This is a genomic window from Streptomyces sp. NPDC085524, from assembly GCF_044541755.1.
GTDB lineage: Bacteria > Actinomycetota > Actinomycetes > Streptomycetales > Streptomycetaceae > Streptomyces.
Map to the genome: position 1 here is coordinate 39219 of NZ_JBITTH010000014.1, position 17044 is coordinate 56262.

At 71.9% G+C, this 17044-nt stretch carries 12 protein-coding genes; 6 read left to right on the forward strand and 6 right to left on the reverse strand.

Going from position 1 to position 17044, the window contains the following annotated elements; translation table 11 throughout:
- Positions 1-55 precede the first annotated feature (55 nt).
- Genes ACIGFK_RS22170 through ACIGFK_RS22180 form a run of 3 tightly spaced genes read left to right on the forward strand, consistent with a single transcriptional unit; the run spans position 56 to position 2904 of the window.
- Positions 56-1003, forward strand: coding sequence for an EamA family transporter (locus tag ACIGFK_RS22170; RefSeq protein ID WP_400053236.1), 948 nt, complete (start codon positions 56-58; stop codon positions 1001-1003).
- Between the two features lie 42 nt (positions 1004-1045).
- Positions 1046-1981 (forward strand): DMT family transporter, encoded by a 936-nt coding sequence (locus ACIGFK_RS22175; RefSeq protein WP_376657583.1) that lies wholly within the window; start codon positions 1046-1048, stop codon positions 1979-1981.
- 20 nt (positions 1982-2001) lie between these two features.
- Positions 2002-2904 (forward strand): LysR family transcriptional regulator, encoded by a 903-nt coding sequence (locus ACIGFK_RS22180; protein ID WP_376657582.1) that lies wholly within the window; start codon positions 2002-2004, stop codon positions 2902-2904.
- Positions 2905-3086: 182 nt separating this feature from the next.
- On the opposite strand, the gene pepN (ACIGFK_RS22185) is transcribed toward ACIGFK_RS22180, so the two are convergent.
- Positions 3087-5663, reverse strand: coding sequence for an aminopeptidase N (gene pepN / locus ACIGFK_RS22185; RefSeq protein ID WP_400053238.1), 2577 nt, complete (start codon positions 5661-5663; stop codon positions 3087-3089).
- Between the two features lie 139 nt (positions 5664-5802).
- Between pepN (ACIGFK_RS22185) and ACIGFK_RS22190 the strand changes: the two genes are divergently transcribed.
- Positions 5803-6303 carry a DUF1203 domain-containing protein gene (locus ACIGFK_RS22190; RefSeq protein ID WP_376661374.1) on the forward strand — a complete coding sequence of 167 codons (501 nt, stop codon included), beginning with the start codon at positions 5803-5805 and terminating at the stop codon, positions 6301-6303.
- 58 nt (positions 6304-6361) lie between these two features.
- Here ACIGFK_RS22190 and ACIGFK_RS22195 read toward each other — a convergent pair whose 3' ends face one another.
- From ACIGFK_RS22195 to ACIGFK_RS22205, 3 genes are all read right to left on the reverse strand, one after another.
- A complete protein-coding gene (locus tag ACIGFK_RS22195) occupies positions 6362-7393 on the reverse strand; it encodes an aspartate-semialdehyde dehydrogenase (protein ID WP_376661375.1) in 1032 nt (343 codons plus the stop codon).
- A 284-nt stretch (positions 7394-7677) separates the two neighbouring features.
- A complete protein-coding gene (locus ACIGFK_RS22200) occupies positions 7678-11001 on the reverse strand; it encodes a S8 family serine peptidase (RefSeq protein WP_386473647.1) in 3324 nt (1107 codons plus the stop codon).
- Positions 11002-11274: 273 nt separating this feature from the next.
- Positions 11275-11847, reverse strand: coding sequence for a CGNR zinc finger domain-containing protein (locus ACIGFK_RS22205; RefSeq protein ID WP_400053241.1), 573 nt, complete (start codon positions 11845-11847; stop codon positions 11275-11277).
- A 134-nt stretch (positions 11848-11981) separates the two neighbouring features.
- Between ACIGFK_RS22205 and ACIGFK_RS22210 the strand changes: the two genes are divergently transcribed.
- Both ACIGFK_RS22210 and ACIGFK_RS22215 read left to right on the forward strand, forming a co-directional pair.
- The gene (locus tag ACIGFK_RS22210) at positions 11982-12440 is read left to right on the forward strand and encodes a VOC family protein (protein ID WP_386473644.1); all 459 of its coding nucleotides are present in this window, start codon (positions 11982-11984) and stop codon (positions 12438-12440) included.
- Positions 12440-13336, forward strand: a complete 897-nt coding sequence (locus ACIGFK_RS22215; protein WP_376661379.1) for a pyridoxamine 5'-phosphate oxidase family protein — start codon at positions 12440-12442, stop codon at positions 13334-13336. The genes ACIGFK_RS22210 and ACIGFK_RS22215 overlap by 1 nt, the downstream gene beginning before the upstream one ends.
- On the opposite strand, the gene ACIGFK_RS22220 is transcribed toward ACIGFK_RS22215, so the two are convergent.
- Both ACIGFK_RS22220 and pepN (ACIGFK_RS22225) read right to left on the reverse strand, forming a co-directional pair.
- Positions 13312-14274: a hypothetical protein gene (locus ACIGFK_RS22220; RefSeq protein ID WP_400053244.1), complete on the reverse strand. Its 963-nt coding sequence runs from the start codon at positions 14272-14274 to the stop codon at positions 13312-13314. The genes ACIGFK_RS22215 and ACIGFK_RS22220 overlap by 25 nt on opposite strands.
- 194 nt (positions 14275-14468) lie before the next feature.
- The gene (gene pepN / locus ACIGFK_RS22225) at positions 14469-17024 is read right to left on the reverse strand and encodes an aminopeptidase N (protein WP_376662049.1); all 2556 of its coding nucleotides are present in this window, start codon (positions 17022-17024) and stop codon (positions 14469-14471) included.
- Positions 17025-17044: the final 20 nt, after the last annotated feature.

Consider the following 17044-nt stretch of genomic DNA (forward strand, 5'->3'; position numbering starts at 1 on the left):
GCCGCCCGCACGCCCCTCACGTCCCTCGATCCTCACCTGCCGAGGAGTCAGCACCATGAAGCGCATCGCCACCGTCGCCCTCACCGCCCTCGCCCCGATCTCCTGGGGTTCCACCTACTTCGTGGCCAGCGAACTGCTGCCGCCCGACCGGCCGCTGTTCACCGGGGTCATGCGGGCCCTGCCCGCCGGACTGCTGCTGACGGCACTGGCCCGGACCCTGCCCAAGGGCGAGTGGTGGTGGAAGTCCGCCGTCCTCGGCACCCTCAACATCGGCGCCTTCTTCCCGCTGCTGTTCCTCTCCGCCTACCGGCTGCCCGGCGGGGTCGCGGCCGTGCTCGGCTCGGCCGGCCCGCTGTTCGTCGTGGGGCTCGCCGCCCTGCTCCTCGGGGAGCGCGCGAGTCTCCGTACCGTCCTCGCGGCCATCGTGGCGGCCTTCGGCGTGAGCATGGTCGTCCTCACCGCCGAGGCGAAGCTGGACGCCATCGGGATCATCGCCGGCGTGGTCTCCTCCGCCTCCATGGGTGCGGGCACCGTGATGACGAAGCGCTGGGGACGGCCCGATGGCGTCGGCCCGCTGGCCATGACCGGCTGGCAGCTCACCGCGGGCGGGCTGGTCATCGTCCCGGTCGCCGCGCTGGTCGAAGGCGCCCCGCCCGCGCTCGACGGCCACGCCGTGCTCGGCTACGGCTACATGATGCTGATCAACACCGGGACCGCGTACTGGCTCTGGTTCCGCGGCATCGGGCAGCTCAGCGCCACCTCGGTCACCCTGCTCGGCCCGCTCTCCCCGCTCACCGCGGCCGTCATCGGCTGGGCGGCCCTCGGCCAGGCGCTGACGCCCGTACAGCTGGCGGGCATGGCGATCGCCTTCGGGGCCACCGTCGCCGGACAGCTCTCGGCCGCCCGCCCGGCCCGCGTCGCCGCCGAGGAATCGTTCAGTTCTACTGAAGAGATCAATCAAAACATTTCGATGGACCTGACCGATGGGACGGTGCGACGGTAGGCGTACCGATCACGCAGACCCACCCCGAGGGGGAGACACACAGTGGCCGTCACGGACCGCGCCCGTACCGTTCCGCAAGCTCAGCCCACCGTCATGGGCACCGGGAAGAAGGGAGCCGCCGGGCTCGGCGTGCTCCTCGCCCTCCTCGCGACGGTCGTCTGGTCCGGCAGCTTCGTCGCCACGCGCGGAATGGCCGGGCACGTCCCGCCCGTGCAGGCCGTCTTCTGGCGCTGGGTCATCGCCCTCGTCGCCGTCGCCCCCTTCGCCGCCCGCCAGGTCTGGCAGCAGCGGGCCCTGATCCGCAAGCACTTCGGGTTCATCGCCCTGGCCACGCTGTTCGGCGTCACCCTCTACAACACCCTCGTGCACCAGGCCGGACTGACCACCTCGGCCTCCAACATGGGCATGATCATGGCCGCTTCGCCCGTCATCATGGCGCTGTACGCCCGCCTCGGCGGCGAACGGCTCGGCGCCCGCCGCACCATCGGGATGTTCGTCGCGGCCTTCGGCGTGCTGCTGCTCGTCGGGGACGGCTCCATCGGCTTCGACTTCGGCGCCGGCGACCTGTGGATGTTCGCCGCCGCCCTCTCCTTCGCCACCTACAGCGCCCTGCTCAAGCGCAAGCCCGCCGAACTGGGCGGCCTGGCCTTCCTGATGACCACCTTCGCGCTCGGCGCGCTGATGCTGGCACCCGCCTACGCCGTCTCCGTCTCCGTCCAGGGCGCCTTCGAGGTCACCGCCGGGTCCGTCGGAGCGCTGCTCTACGTCGGCGTGTTCTCCTCGGCCGTCGCCTTCTTCGCCTGGAACAAGGCGGTCTCGATCATCGGGGCGGCCCGCGCCGGAGTCGTCTACTACCTCCAGCCGGTCTGCGTGGCCGGACTCGGCCTCCTCCTGCTGGGCGAGCGGACCGGCCCCGCGCAGCTCCTGTGCATGGTCCTGATCCTGGGCGGGGTCATGCTGGGGAGCGCCCGCAAGTAGGCCGCCGGTAGGTTCGGCCCATGACCGAGTGGGACATCAAGAAGCTGCGGATCCTGCGGACCCTCGCCGAACGGGGCACCGTGACCGCGACGGCCGAGGCGCTGCACATGACGCCCTCGGCCGTTTCGCAGCAGCTGACGAACCTCGCCCGGCAGCTGGGGGTGGCGCTCCTGGAGGCCGAGGGCCGGCGGGTCCGCCTCACGGACGCGGCGCACCTCGTACTGCGCCACGCGGAGGCGGTGTTCGCCCAGCTGGAGCGGGCCGACGCCGAGCTCGCGGGGTACCTCGCGGGAGACGCGGGGGAGGTGCGGGTGGGCGCCTTCTCCACCGCCGTACCGGCACTCGTCGTCCCGGCGGTGGCGGCGCTGCGGGAGAGCCGGCCCGGGGTGGAGGTCCGGGTCCGTGAGACGGAGGCCGCGGAGTCCTACGAGCTGCTGGCGGCCGGGGGCGTGGACCTGGCCCTGTCCCTGGCGGCCCATGCGCCGACGGCCCGCGATCCGCGGTTCACGCGGGTGACGCTGATGGAGGACCCGCTGGACGTGGCGCTCCCGCCGGGGCACGCGCTGGCCGGGGCGGCGGAGGTCCGGCTGGCGGACCTGTCCGGCGATCCGTGGATCTACGGAGGCAGCGGGCCCTGGTCGGAGATCGCGGTGGGCGCGTGCGAGGCAGCGGGGTTCGTGCCGGAGCAGGCGCACTCCGCCTCCGGGTGGACGGCGATCCTGGCGATGGTCGAGGCGGGCATGGGGGTGGCCCTGGTGCCCCGCATGGTGTCGAGCCGGGCCTCGGGCGTGGCCGTCCGGGTCCTCACCCACGACCGGCCCACCCGCCACGTGATCGCCGCGGTCCGCCGGGGTGGCGAGGCCGCGCCGGCGCTGGCCCACGTCCTGACGGCCCTCCGCGCCGTCGCCGCGGCCCGCGGGTAGCCCGGGGCGGGGCCGTTGCCGCTGCGCGGGGCCCGTCCCCCACCCGCCTTTCCACCGTTCCCCGGGCTCCGCCCGGACCCGTCCTGGGGCTCCACCCCGGACCCCGCTCCTCAAACGCCGGAGGGGCTGGATCTGCCGGCCGTGCCCGTGGGGCGGTGCTCCACGGGCACGGACGGCGGGGGCTACGCGCCAGCGGCAGCGGCGTCCGCGGCCTGGGCCTTCAGGGCGCGCTCGACGCCCGACCGGGACTCCGAGACCAGGCGCCGCAGCGCCGCGTTCGGCTCGGCCGAGTCCAGCCAGGAGTCCGTCGAGGCCAGGGTGGCCTCCGAGACCTGGAGCGACGGGTACAGACCCACCGCGATCTGCTGGGCGATCTCGTGGCTGCGGGACTCCCAGACGCCCTTGAGCGCCGCGAAGTACTGCGCGGCGTACGGGGCCAGCAGCTCGCGCTGGTCCGTCTGGACGAAGCCCGCGATCACCGCCTCCTGCACCGCGTTCGGCAGGTCCGCGGACTCCACCACCGACGCCCACGCGGCGGCCTTCGCCTCGGCCGTCGGACGCGCCGCCCGCGCCGTCGCGGCGTGCCGCTCGCCGGCCGCCGTCGCGTCCCGCTCCAGCTCCGCCGCGATGGCCGCCTCGTCGGCACGGCCCGTGGCCGCCAGCCGCTCCAGGAACGCCCACCGCAGCTCGGTGTCGACGGCCAGGCCCTCGACCACGGCCGAGCCGTCCAGCAGCGCCGACAGGAAGGACAGCTGCTCCTCCGTACGGGCGGTGGCCGCGAAGGCGCGCGCCCACGCCAGCTGGTGGTCGCTGCCCGGCGCCGCCGCACGCAGGTGCTCCAGCGCGGCCGAGGTCCAGGCCGCCAGGCCCTCCTCCCGCCACGCCGGGTCGGCGTACAGGTCCACGGCCAGCTTCACCTGGCGGTGCAGGGACTGGACGACGCCGATGTCCGACTCCTTGCCGATGCCCGACAGGACGAGGGCCAGGTAGTCGCGGGTGGCCAGCTCGCCGTCGCGGGTCATGTCCCAGGCCGAGGCCCAGCACAGGGCGCGCGGCATCGAGTCGGTGAAGTCGCCCAGGTGCGCGGTCACCGTGGCGAGGGACTCCTCGTCCAGGCGGACCTTGGCGTACGACAGGTCGTCGTCGTTGAGCAGCACCACGGCCGGGCGGGCACGGCCCAGCAGCTCCGGCACCTCCGTCAGCTCGCCGTCGATGTCCAGCTCGATCCGGTCCGTGCGGACCAGCTTGCCGCCGTCCAGGTCGTAGAGGCCGACCGCGATCCGGTGCGGGCGCAGCGTCGGCTCGCCCTTGGCGCCGGCGGGCAGCGCGGGCGCCTCCTGGCGGATGCCGAAGGCGGTGATCACGCCGTCCGCGCCGGTGGTGATCTCCGGCCGCAGGATGTTGATGCCGGCCGTCTCCAGCCATGCCTTCGACCAGGTGGTCAGGTCGCGGCCCGAGGTCTCCTCCAGGGCGCCCAGCAGGTCGGACAGGCGGGTGTTGCCGAAGGCGTGGGCCTTGAAGTAGGCCTGCACGCCCTTGAAGAAGGCCTCCATGCCGACGTACGCGACGAGCTGCTTGAGCACCGAGGCGCCCTTGGCGTACGTGATGCCGTCGAAGTTGACCAGGACGTCGTCGAGGTCACGGATGTCCGCCATGATCGGGTGCGTGGACGGCAGCTGGTCCTGCCGGTACGCCCAGGTCTTCATGGAGTTGGCGAAGGTGGTCCACGCGTGCGGCCACTTCGAGCCCTCCGCGTACGCCTGGCACGCGATGGACGTGTAGGTGGCGAACGACTCGTTCAGCCACAGGTCGTTCCACCACTCCATGGTGACGAGGTCGCCGAACCACATGTGGGCGAGCTCGTGGAGGATGGTCTCCGCACGCACCTCGTACGAGGCGTCCGTCACCTTCGAGCGGAAGACGTACTGGTCGCGGATGGTGACCGCGCCCGCGTTCTCCATCGCGCCCGCGTTGAACTCCGGCACGAAGAGCTGGTCGTACTTGGCGAAGGGGTAGTCGTAGGCGAACTTCTCCTGGAACCAGTCGAAGCCCTGCCGGGTCACGTCGAAGATCGCGTCCGCGTCGAGGAACTCGGTGAGCGAGGGGCGGCAGTAGATGCCGAGCGGGACGGACTGCCCGTCCTTGCCCTCGTACGAGCTGTGCACCGAGTGGTACGGGCCGACGATCAGCGCGGTGATGTACGAGGAGATGCGCGGCGTCGGCTCGAAGGCCCACACCCGGTCCTTCGGCTCGGGCGTCGGCGAGTTCGAGATGACCGTCCAGCCCTCGGGGGCCGTCACGGTGAACCGGAACGTCGCCTTCAGGTCGGGCTGCTCGAAGCTGGCGAAGACCCGCCGCGCGTCCGGCACCTCGAACTGCGTGTACAGGTAGGCCTGCTGGTCGACGGGGTCGACGAAGCGGTGCAGGCCCTCGCCCGTGTTGGTGTACGCGCAGTCCGCGACGACGCGGAGCTCGTTGGCACCGGCCGCGAGCCGGTCCAGGGCGATCCGGGAGTCCCGGAAGACCGCCGCGACATCCAGCGACCTGCCGTTCAGGACGACCTCGTGCACGGCCGGGGCGACCAGGTCGATGAAGGTCTCGGCCCCGGCCTCGGCCGACTGGAAACGCACGGTGGTCACGGAGGGGTAGGTGCCGCCCTCCTGAGCGCCGCTGAGATCGAGCTCGATCTCGTACGAGTCGACGGTGAGCAGCTTGGCCCGCTGCTGGGCCTCTTCACGGGTGAGATTCGTGCCGGGCACGCGTTCATCTCCTTTGATGGTGACGTTGCCCGGCCATCCTTCCATGCGGTTCGTGCCACCGGGCCGGACTAATCCACGGGCGAACGCGACGTCGGATTCCCGCCGGACTCCGGCGGGCGGCGGGACCATGCTGGCGGACATGGACAGCAGCTACTGGGCGAGGCCCATCGAGGAGACGGCACTCACGGAGCTCCGGGTGCGGGACGACGCCGGCCGGGAGTGCCTCCCGTACCGGGACATGGAGGGCGGGGCGCCGCTGCGCTGCTGCCTGCGGGCGAGCGGGGCCGGCGAGCGGATCGCGCTCGTCTCGTACGCGCCGCTGCGCCGCTGGGCGGCCGGTACGGGCGCGGACCCGGGGGCCTACGACGAGCAGGGGCCGGTCTTCATCCACGCCGAGGCCTGCGCTGGGCCCGCGGCGGGCGCCGGGCACCCCTTCGCCCGCGCGGGCGTGCAGCGCACCGCCCGGCGGTACGACGCCCGGGGGCACATCCTCGGCGGGCGGGTCCTGGACCTCGGGGAGGACCCCGGCGGGGTGATCGAGCGGGCCCTCGACGAGGCCTTCGCCGAGCCGGAGACGGCCCTCGTGCACCTCAGGGCGGCCGAGTTCGGCTGCTTCCTCTTCGAGGTCCGCAGGCCGTGACACGGGGAAGGGGCGGGCACCGAACGGCGCCCGCCCCTTCCCGCACGTCTGCCGGGGGTCAGCCCTGCTTCAGCTCCTCGGCGACGAGCTCCGCGATCTGCACCGCGTTCAGCGCGGCGCCCTTGCGGAGGTTGTCGTTCGACAGGAACAGCGCGAGGCCGTGGTCCACCGTCTCGTCGGCGCGGATGCGGCCCACGTACGAGGCGTCCTTGCCGGCGGCCTGGAGGGGGGTCGGGATCTCCGACAGCTCGACGCCCGGGGCGTCCTTCAGCAGCTCGTAGGCGCGCTCGACGCTGATCGGGCGGTCGAAGCGGGCGTTGACCTGGAGCGAGTGGCCGGAGAACACGGGGACGCGCACGCAGGTACCGGAGACCTTGAGGCCGGGGATCTCGAGGATCTTGCGGGACTCGTTGCGGAGCTTCTGCTCCTCGTCGGTCTCGAAGGAGCCGTCGTCGACCAGGTTGCCCGCGAGCGGGACCACGTTGTAGGCGATCGGACGCTTGTAGACGGCAGGCTCGGGGAACTCCACCGCGTCGCCGTCGAAGGTCAGCTGGTCGGCGGCCTCGGACACCGCGCAGGCCTGGCCCTTGAGCTCGGCGACGCCGGCCAGGCCGGAGCCGGAGACGGCCTGGTAGGTGGTGGCGACCATCGCGGACAGGCCGGCCTCCTCGTGGAGGGGGCGCAGCACCGGCATGGCGGCCATGGTGGTGCAGTTCGGGTTCGCGATGATGCCCTTGGGGCGGTTCTTGATCGCGTGCGGGTTGACCTCGGAGACCACGAGGGGGACCTCGGGGTGGCTGCGCCAGGCGGAGGAGTTGTCGATCACGACGGCGCCCTGGGAGGCGACCTTCTCGGCGAGGGCCTTGGAGGTGGCACCGCCGGCGGAGAAGAGCACGATGTCGAGGCCGGAGTAGTCCGCCGTCGAGGCGTCCTCGATGGTGATCTCCCGGCCCTCCCACTCGAGGGTCGAGCCGGCCGAACGGGCCGAGGCGAACAGCCGCAGCTCGTCCACCGGGAACTTGCGCTCGGCGAGGATGCCGCGCATGACTCCGCCGACCTGTCCGGTGGCTCCGACGATTCCGACCCTCACGGTGACTCCTTCAGCTACGTACGACGCGTGCGCGCGTGGAGCCATCATGCGTTCGACCCCACGAGCCTTGTCCAATCCATTGTCCGCAGTACGGACGATCTGCCGCGGTTGACGGGTCCCGGGACCCCTCGGCCGCGGATCCGAAGGCTCCACTCGCCCGCCGCGCGGACGAAGAGCGGGCGGGCGCAGAAGGGGCCGGGGCAGCGCGAAGGGGCCGGCGCCATCGGCACCGGCCCCTCCGTCATGCGGTCACACCGTCATGCGTTCGCGCTCGCGCGCACGCGCTACGGCAGGACCTTCTCGATCTGCACGCTGCCGGTGCCGGCGGCGGTGCCGCGGGCGTTCAGCAGCTGGACCTGGCCGAAGAACTGCCGGCCCTCGGGGGCGGCGGCGCTGACCAGGACGTTCGCCGAGATCGCCGTGGAGGCGCCGTTGGCGAGGTTCACCGCGGCGGCCTCGTCGACCTGGACGGAGCCCAGGGCGGCCGAGAAGAACACGTCGCGGTAGTCGTAGGTGGTGGAGCCGGACGGGACGGCGTAGCCGATCACCTTGATCTGGTAGGTGCCCGCGCCCGGGTTGGCCAGGCTCACGGCCTCCTCGGAGTCGCCGTCGGCGGAGGAGCCGACCTTGACGCCGTCCTTGTAGACCTCGAGGTCGAGGTCGGCGGCCGTGTCGGAGACCTTGCCGATCGCGATGTCGAGGCGGGAGACGCCCTCGCCGATCGTGACCTCGGTGGTCTGGGTCTCACCGTTGGCGATGGTCGGCTTGGCGACCTTCGCCGAGCCGAGCGGGCCGCCCTGGAGCTTGCCGCCGGCGATGGCCGCACCGTCGTTCTTGACGGTCCACTGGACCGGCGCCGGGGTGCCCTGCTTCACCTCGGGCAGGACCTTGACCGCGGGGTCGAAGGCCGCGCCGAGCACGGAGACGTCCAGCTTGAACGGGTTGTCGAGGAGCGGCGACGTACGGCGCGACTCGACCTCGATCTCCCAGACGCCCGGCTGCGGGTCGGCGTACGACCGCAGGTCGGGGCGGCACTTGTTCGCCGGGTTGTCGTAGTTCGGGTAGCACTGGGTGGTCGCGCTGTCCTCGACGCCCACACCGTACGGGTGGATCGAGATGAAGCGCGTCTGGCTGCCCGCCGCGAGACCGCCCAGGGCGACCTCGAGGGTCTTCGCGCCCTGCGGCACGGTGACGAAGTACGACTTGTGGCTGTTGCGCTGCACGGACGAGGTGTCCGAGAAGGCGAACGACGGCTTCGCCAGCGGGGTGGAGGCGACGACCGTGGTCAGGATCTGCTTGTCGATGCCCTCGGTGGTCTCGTCGTCCAGCTGCAGGATGCCGCTGTGCACGCCGGCCGTCTTGACGTTGGCCTCGACCTTGATGGTGACGGGCTTGTTCAGCGGCAGCGTGACGTAGTCGTAGCCGCCGATGACCTTGAACGTGCCGTCGTTGTTGCGCCAGCTCAGGTTGTGGCGGGTGCCGTACTTGACGCCGGTGGTGCGGGTGACGACGACGTCGTAGACCTTCTTCTGGCCGACCTTCAGGCCGCCCTCGCGGTCGTAGAGGCCGGTGCCGAAGCCCGGGGTCTTCAGGAACTGGTCGATCGCGGTGTCGACCGGCGCCTTGACGGTGAACTCGTTGGACTTCGCGCCGCGCTGGATGGACTCCCACGCGCCGAGGATGTTGATCAGACCCGAGCCCTGGGCGTGCGCCGGGACGTCGTCGATCTTCTTCGCGGTGCTGGTGAGCGCGGTGCGCAGGCTCGCCGGGGACAGCGCGATCTTCTGCTGCTTGGCGGCCGAGATCAGCAGGGCGCTGGCGCCCGCCGCCTGCGGCGAGGACATCGAGGTGCCCTGGAGCATGCCGTAACCGGCCGGGAGGGTGTAGCCGGCCTCCTTCACGGGCGCGCCGGGCAGCCAGGTCTGGATGGTGTTGATGGCCGCGCCGGGGGCGGTGATGGTCGGCGTGAACCCGCCGTCCTCACGCGGACCGCGCGAGGAGAAGGGGAACATGTTGTACTTCTTGGTCACGCCGGAGCCGTAGTTGGCGGCCCAGGTCTCCTTGGAGACCGCGGCACCCACGGAGATGACCTTGTCCGCGAGACCGGGGTCGCCGATGGTGTTGACACCGGGGCCCTCGTTGCCCGCCGAGATGACGAGCTGGACACCGTAGGTGTCGATGAGGTTCTTGTAGAGCTCCGAACGGGCGTTGTTGCCGTCGTTCAGCGCCGGCAGGCCGCCGATGGACATGTTGACGATGTCCACGCCGCGGTTGACGACGAGGTCGATCATGCCCTCGGTCAGCGCGATGTTGGTGCAGCCACCGGACCAGGTGCAGGCGCGCGAGGAGACGATCTTCGCGCCCGGCGCCTCGCCGTTCATCTTGCCGCCGAAGAGGCTGTTGGCGGCGGTGATGCCGGCGACGTGCGTGCCGTGCTCGGACTCGATGATGCCGATGTTGACGAAGTCGGCCTTCTTGCCGACCCAGTCCCCGCCGAGCGGGTCCATCGGGACGTCCTTGCGGATCTGGATCACGAACGGGATGCGCTCGGCGACGTCGGTCGCCGGGTTGTCCGTACCGAAGTACCCGATCTGGTAGCCGTCCTTGTACGGCTTCATCGGCTCGTTGTTCGTGAAGTCGTTGTCCTGGTCGGTGTCGACGCGGACGGTGCCGGCGGCGACGTCGTAGAGCATGCCGAACCGGTCGGTGGTGTCCCCGTCCCGGTTGACGTCGCCCTTCATGTCGCCGTTGGCGGTGATCGACTCGCTGAAGCGGCTCCACTGGAAGCTGCCCTCGGGGGCCTTCCAGCTCGCGCCGCCCGCCGTGAAGGTGCCGCCGGCGGTGGTGACCGGGGTGATCTGGGCGCGCCAGGTGGCGTCGCCGTCGGCGATCGGGTCGGTCGCGGTGACCCAGTCGACGATTTTGCGCTCGCCGGTGGTGGTCTTCTGGAGGGCCGGGTGGCTGACGTCGACGCCCGAGTCCAGGATGCCGATGGTCACGCCGCGGCCGTCGGCCTGCGGGTTCTTCGCGACGAAGTCGACCGCGCCCGTCTCGAAGGACGGGTTGTACGGGTTCTTCGCCGGGGTGTTCTTGTCCGGCGCGGGGTACGACTCCGCGGCGGTCTTCTGGACCTTGCCCGACTCGCCCTTGGTGTCGGGGCGGGGGTCCGGCAGCTGGATCTCGTGGCGCAGGTCGATGCCGTGCACGGAGGACAGCTTGGCGGCCGCCTTCAGCGCGGCCTCCGCCTTGCCGGTGGGCAGGGTGGCGCGCACGTAACCGAGCTTGTCGTAGGTCTGGCCCACCGAGGCGCCGGGGACGGCGCCGATCTGGTCGGCGACCTGCTTGGTCTGGCCGGGGGCCGTGGCGACCATGACGGTGACGGTCGCGTCACCCTTGGCCTTGGCCTCCTGGAGCAGCTCGGCGTCGGCCGAACCGATCTTCTGGTCGGCGGACTTGACGGCTGGGTTGGAGCCCGGGGCGTCGGTCCCGTTCGCCGCGAAGACGGGCGCCGAGCCGGTGGCCGCGAGGGCGGCCACCAGGCCTGCCGCGGCCGCGACGCGCGCGACGCGTCTGGCCGTGGGTATGGAGCCGGGGGATTCGAGGGTCATCAGCATCCCTGGTAAGTGAAAGATACGGTCCGGATTTCGGTGCCGGATGACCGGTCAGCTTTGCGCAAACGACAGCTCTTTGGGGAGGGTTGTCATTGACCGGTACCCGCCATGGCGGACACTCGCCAGCGCAGCGCATACGCCAGCGGCGCCTTACCGGGACAGACCGGGGTGAAATCCGGGAGCCGCGGAGCTGATTTGTCGACTTGACGACCGCACGACAGCACCGGGGCGCGATCGCGCCCCGGTGCGGGTGTGACAGTTTCGGATCGTTCAGCGCTCGCGCGTGCGCGCGTAATGACGTGAGGCCTTCGCCCGGTTCCCGCAGACGGCCATCGAGCACCAGCGCCGCGTGCCGTTGCGCGAGGTGTCGTGGAAGTGCAGGATGCAGGTCTCGGAGGCGCACTTGCGGATCCGGTCGGGCGCGGTGGCCAGCAGTTCCAGGTAGTTCCGGGCCGCGGTCCAGGCCGGGCCCCAGGTCGGGTCGTCGAACTCGGCCCGCTCGCCCGGGCCTTCGGCCGTCAGGGTGGCGCGGATGCGGCCGTGCTCCAGTACGGCGTCGACCAGTGCGCGGGCGCTCTCGTCGGCCGGGTCCGCCACCGCGCGGGCCAGGGCCTCCCGGGCGGTCATCAGGTGGACGAGGGTCGGGGCGTCGGCGCGGAAGCGGCCGGCCAGCCCGGTGGACTCCAGCCAGATCCGCAGCCCCTCGACCCGGGCGAGCCCGAAGGCCCCGGCGAAGAGGTCGGCGAGCTCGCCCTCCTGCATCCAGCGCGTGTTCAGCAGGTCGAGCGCGACCGGCTCCCCGGTCAGGGGGCGGGGGTCCGCCGCCGGGTCCGTCGCCGTCATTTCCGTCTCCTCCACGCCTCGCTAACCCCTGAAGGGTACGTGACCGGTTGACGCCTCTTGTTCTAACCCTTAACATCGATTTAGAAGGTTAGAACGTAGGGAAGTCAAGAACTCCTTTGGGGAAGGAACCCGCCATGACGACTGCCATCAGCACGCTCCGCACCGGGCACGTGGGCCTGAACGTCACCGATCTGGAGCGCTCGCTCGGCTTCTACCGGGACGCGCTCGGCTTCCAGGTGCTGGGCGAGGGCAAGGAGGAGGGCCGGCGCTTCGCCTTCCTGGGGCAGGACGGCGAGCTCGTGCTGACCCTCTGGCAGCAGGCCGAGGGCGCGTACGTCCCCGCCGCGGCCGGACTGCACCACCTGGCGTTCTCCGCCGGAGCCATCGAGGAGGTGCGGGAGTACGAGGAGCGGTTGCGCGGCCTGGGCGTCGAGTTCGCGTACGAGGGCGTCGTCGCCCACCGCGAGGGCTCGGCATCGGGCGGCATCTTCTTCCACGACCCCGACGGGACCCGCCTGGAGATCTCGGTCCCGACCGGCGCCGAAGGTGCCCCCGCCCCCGCCGAATCCGCTCCCACCTGCGGCTTCTTCTAATGTCCGGGGTCTACCACCGGGGCTCGCTGGCCGTGCAGGAACGGGTCGGCGTGCGCGAGCTCGCCGAGCACGTCGGCCGCTCGATCGGCACGGGCATCAGGGACGTGGCCGCGGCCTTCCTGGAGCAGCAGCCCCACCTGGTCGTCGGGGCGGCCGACGGCGGAGGCCGGCTGTGGGCCTCCCTGCTCACCGGTGCGCCCGGTTTCGTACGGGCCACCGGGCCGCAGCGGATCACGGTCGCCGGCGGGCTGCCGGCGGGCGATCCGCTGACCGGGGCGCTGGCCACGGCCGGGACGAAGGTCGGCACCATCTCGCTCGACCCGCGCACCCGGCGCCGGATGAGGCTGAACGGGACGCTCGAGGTGACCGCCCGCGGCTTCGCGGTCCACGCCGAGCAGGTCTTCTCCAACTGCCCCAAGTACCTCCAGAAGCGGCAGCCGCTGGACCTGGCCGCCGAAGGAGCCGGTGTCGTGCGGCGCGGGGAAGCGCTCACCCCCGGCCAGGAGCGGGCCGTCCGCGCCGCCGACACCTTCTTCGTGGCCACCACGGCGGAGGCGGACGGGGTCGACGCCAGTCACCGCGGCGGGCTGCCCGGTTTCGTCGAGGTGCTCTCGCCGACCGAGCTGAGCTGGCCGGACTACGCGGGCAACGCCATGTTCCTGACCCTGGGCAACCTCGCGGCCGACCCCCGGGCCGGGCTGCTCTTCCCGGACTGGGAGACCGGGGCCGTACTCCAGCTCAGCGGCCGCGCCCGGGTCGAGTTCGGGCCCGACGGGAGCCGCAGCACCCGCTTCCGCGTGGAGTCGGTGGTGGAGGCCGTCCATCCGGGGCGGCTGCGCTGGAGCGCCCCGGAGTACTCGCCCCACCTGCCTCACCTGGGCAGCACCACCAGATAGGCGGCGGGCTCGCGGTCGCCGGAAGCCGTCAGGGCGGTCCGGACGACCGCGGCCTGCCGCTCGGGCCAGTCGCGGAGCTTGCGCGGGGTGATGTGGATGACGGTCACGCCGAGCCGCTCCAGGGTCTCGCGCTTGCGCACGGACTCGGACCACTCCTCGTCCTCGTCCTGGCGCGGGGCGCGGGTGTCGAGCTCCAGGGCCACGGAGTGCTCCGGCCAGAAGGCGTCGACCCCGCCGAGGTGGGGGCCGCCGGGGATGCGCAGGTCCACGTTCCAGACCGGCTCGGGCAGCTCGTAGCCGCGTACGAGGTGGTACAGCCGGTCCTCGGCGATGGCGCGGCCCTCCACCAGGAGCGCCTCGACGGCGTCGACCACGTGCGGGCGGTTCAGCAGCCGGGCCACCGTCAGTTCCCGTACGACGGCCGCCGGTTCGCAGTGCCCGGCGCGGACGGCCTCGCTGAGCAGGCGGCGTACGGTGCCGGCGTCGTCGAGCTGGGCGACGGCGTCGGCGACGGCCCGCGCGACGGGCGCCACCGGCAGTCCGGTCACCTCCTCGGACCGCGGCGGGGTGTGCGCGCGCACGATCCGCACGTCCCCGGTGGAGCGCAGCCGGCGGGTGCCGGGTACGAGCACGTCGATGTGCGGGAGGGCGAGCAGCGCGGGGACGGAGGTGAACCGGTACAGGGCGAGTGCCGCCAGCCCGGTGATCATGGCTTCCCCGTGCCCGCGGCGGTCGGCGTACAGCAGGGCGGCGTGCAGCCGCTCCTCGCTGGTCGCGGGCCCGGAGTGGAGCAGGAAAACCCCGGGCAGGATCTGCTGCCAGGGCCGCCCGGCGGCGTCGGAGGCGGAGACGCCGTGCTCCCGCAGCTGGGCGAGGGTGAGCACGCGGGGGCGGCTGCCGGTGAGGTGGGCGAGGGGGAGGGGTGCGTTGTGGTTCATGACGCAGTGGTTCCCTCAGGCCATGGCCTTGCTAACCGGTGTTACACGCTCGTCGACAAATCCGGACAAGACAGGGCTAAAGTACGGGCGTTCGATGACCGATACGCTGCGCCGTCCCGACCGGGGCTCCGCCCCGCACCCCGCGCCTCAAACGCCGGCGGGGGTTCGGGGCCGGGCCCCGAACCCCCGCGGGGTCAGACGGCGGCCGCGTCGCAGCGCTGGGCGCGCAACGCCCGCGCCAGGTCGTCCCGGGACTCCAGGACCAGGCGGCGCAGGGCCGGCGGAGCCGAGGCGTGCGAGGAGAGCCACGCGTCGGTCGCGGCCACCGTGGACTCGGGGTCCTGGAGCGACGGGTACAGCCCCTTCACCACGTGGATGCCGATCTGGATCGACCGCTCCGACCAGATCCGCTCGATCACCTCGAAGTACCGCCCCGCGTACGCCGCCAGCAGCCCCCGCTGCGAAGCCTGCTGCATGCCCGCGATGGTGGCCTCCACCAGCGCGTTCGACAGTGCGTCGGACTCGACCACCGCCGCCCACGCCTGGTCCTTGACCGCCGCGGACGGCCGCGCCGCCAGGCACCGCACCTGGTGCCGCTTGCCCGACGCCGTGTCGTCCCGCGCCAGCTCCGCGGCCAGTACGCCCTCGTCCACGGCCCCGTGCGCGGCCAGCGGCAGCAGGAAGTCCCAGCGCAGCTCCTGGTCCACCTCCAGCCCGTCGATCCGGGCGGAGCCGTCCAGCAGCCCCAGCAGCAGCTGGAAGTCGCCCTCGGTCGTCGCGCCCGCCGCGAAGAAGCGGGCCCACGTCAGCTGGTGCTCCGATCCCGGTTCGGCCAGCCGCAGTTCGTGCAGCGCGCCCGCCGCCAGCTCCCGGCCGGCCTGCTCGCGCCGGTCGGGCGCCGAGTAGTGGGTGACCGCGGTCTGGGCCTGCGCGTGCAGCATCTGCAGCACGCCGACGTCCGTCTCGCGGCCCGCGTGGGCCAGTACCAGCGAGAGGAAGTCGCGCGCCGGCATCAGGCCGTCCCGCGTCAGGTTCCACAGGGCGGACCAGCTCAGCGCCCGTGCGAGCGGGTCGGTCAGATCGCCCAGGTGCCCGCGCAGCGTGGCCAGCGAGCCCTCGTCGAAGCGGATCTTGCAGTAGGTGAGGTCCTCGTCGTTCACCAGGACCAGGTCGGGCCGCTCCCGGCCCGCCAGTTCCCCGACGACCGTCCGCGGCTCCGCCACGTCCACCCCGGCCCGCGCGTAGCGGACCAGGCTGCCGTCGGACTCCAGCCGGTACAGGCCGACCGCGACCCGGTGCGGGCGGAGCTCGTCGCCCTCCTGGACCACCGCCAGCTCCGTCACGCGGCCGCCCGCGTCGTACGTCAGCACCGGGGTCAGCACGTTCACGCCCGCCGTCTGCAGCCAGGCCCGCGACCATTCGGCCATGTCCCGGCCGGAGACCTCGGCGAGCACCGACAGCAGGTCGTCCAGGGTGGTGTTGCCGTACGCGTTCGCCTTGAAGTAGCGGCGCGCGCCCTCCAGGAACGCCTCCCGCCCCACGTAGGCGACGAGCTGCTTCAGCACCGCCGCGCCCTTGGCGTAGGTGATCCCGTCGAAGTTCAGCTTCGCGTCCTCCAGGTCACGGATGTCGGCCGTGATCGGGTGGGTGGACGGCAGCTGGTCGGCGCGGTAGGCCCACGCCTTGCGGTTGTTGGCGAAGGTGACCCACGCCTGGTCGAAGCGGGTGGCCTCCACCAGTCCGAAGGAGCCCATGAAGTCCGCGAAGGACTCCTTCAGCCACAGGTCGTCCCACCACTTCATGGTGACGAGGTCGCCGAACCACATGTGCGCCATCTCGTGCAGGATCGTGTTCGAGCGCCGCTCGTAGGAGGCCTTCGTGACCTTCCCGCGGAAGATGTACTCCTCGCGGAAGGTCACCATCCCCGGGTTCTCCATCGCGCCCAGGTTGTACTCCGGCACGAAGGCCTGGTCGTACTTCCCGAAGGGGTAGGGGTAGTCGAAGATCTCGTGGAAGAGGTCGAACCCCTGCTTGGTGACGAGGAAGACGTCGTCCGCGTCGAAGTGCTTCGCCAGCCCCTTGCGGCACATCGCGCCCAGCGGGATCGTCAGGTCCCCGCGCGTGTAGGTGTCCGTCACGTAGTGGTAGGGACCGGCGACGACGCAGGTGATGTACGTCGAGATCGGCTGGGTTTCGGCGAACCGCCACACCCCTCCCTCGCGGGACTCCTCCGCGCCGTTGCTCCAGACCTGCCAGCCCTCGGGCGCGGTCACCTCGAAGCGGTACGGCGCCTTCAGGTCCGGCTGCTCGAAGTTGGCATACACCCTGCGGGCGTCCGCCGGCTCGTACTGGGTGTAGAGGTAGACCTCGCCGTCCTCGGGGTCCACGAAGCGGTGCAGGCCCTCACCGGTGCGGCTGTACGCGCAGTTCGCGTCGACCACCAGGACGTTCTCGGAGGCCAGGCCGTCGACGGCGATCCGCGCGCCGTCGAACACGGCGGCGGCGTCGAGCGTCCGGCCGTTCAGCGTGACGGAGTTCACGGAGGGCGCGATCAGGTCCACGAAGGTGGACGTGCCGGAGGCGGCGGCCCGGAAGCGGATCGTGGTCACCGAGCGGAAGGTGCGGGGTCCTTCGGCTGCGTCGGCCTCCTCCACTGCCGACCGGAGGTCGAGGACGACCTCGTACCCGTCGACGGACAGCAGTTCGGCCCGCTCGCGGGCCTCCTCGCGGGACAGGTTCTCTCCGGGCACGTGCACTCCTTCGTGCGTCG

What these genes read in the sequence shown, in the direction of transcription:
- ACIGFK_RS22170 (WP_400053236.1), top strand. Translation starts at nt 56, where the DNA reads ATGAAGCGCATCGCCACCGTCGCCCTCACCGCCCTCGCCCCGATCTCC.
- ACIGFK_RS22180 (WP_376657582.1), top strand. Translation starts at nt 2,002, where the DNA reads ATGACCGAGTGGGACATCAAGAAGCTGCGGATCCTGCGGACCCTCGCC.
- ACIGFK_RS22190 (WP_376661374.1), top strand. Translation starts at nt 5,803, where the DNA reads ATGGACAGCAGCTACTGGGCGAGGCCCATCGAGGAGACGGCACTCACG.
- ACIGFK_RS22200 (WP_386473647.1), bottom strand. Translation starts at nt 11,001, where the DNA reads ATGACCCTCGAATCCCCCGGCTCCATACCCACGGCCAGACGCGTCGCG.
- ACIGFK_RS22205 (WP_400053241.1), bottom strand. Translation starts at nt 11,847, where the DNA reads ATGACGGCGACGGACCCGGCGGCGGACCCCCGCCCCCTGACCGGGGAG.
- ACIGFK_RS22210 (WP_386473644.1), top strand. Translation starts at nt 11,982, where the DNA reads ATGACGACTGCCATCAGCACGCTCCGCACCGGGCACGTGGGCCTGAAC.
- ACIGFK_RS22215 (WP_376661379.1), top strand. Translation starts at nt 12,440, where the DNA reads ATGTCCGGGGTCTACCACCGGGGCTCGCTGGCCGTGCAGGAACGGGTC.
- ACIGFK_RS22220 (WP_400053244.1), bottom strand. Translation starts at nt 14,274, where the DNA reads ATGAACCACAACGCACCCCTCCCCCTCGCCCACCTCACCGGCAGCCGC.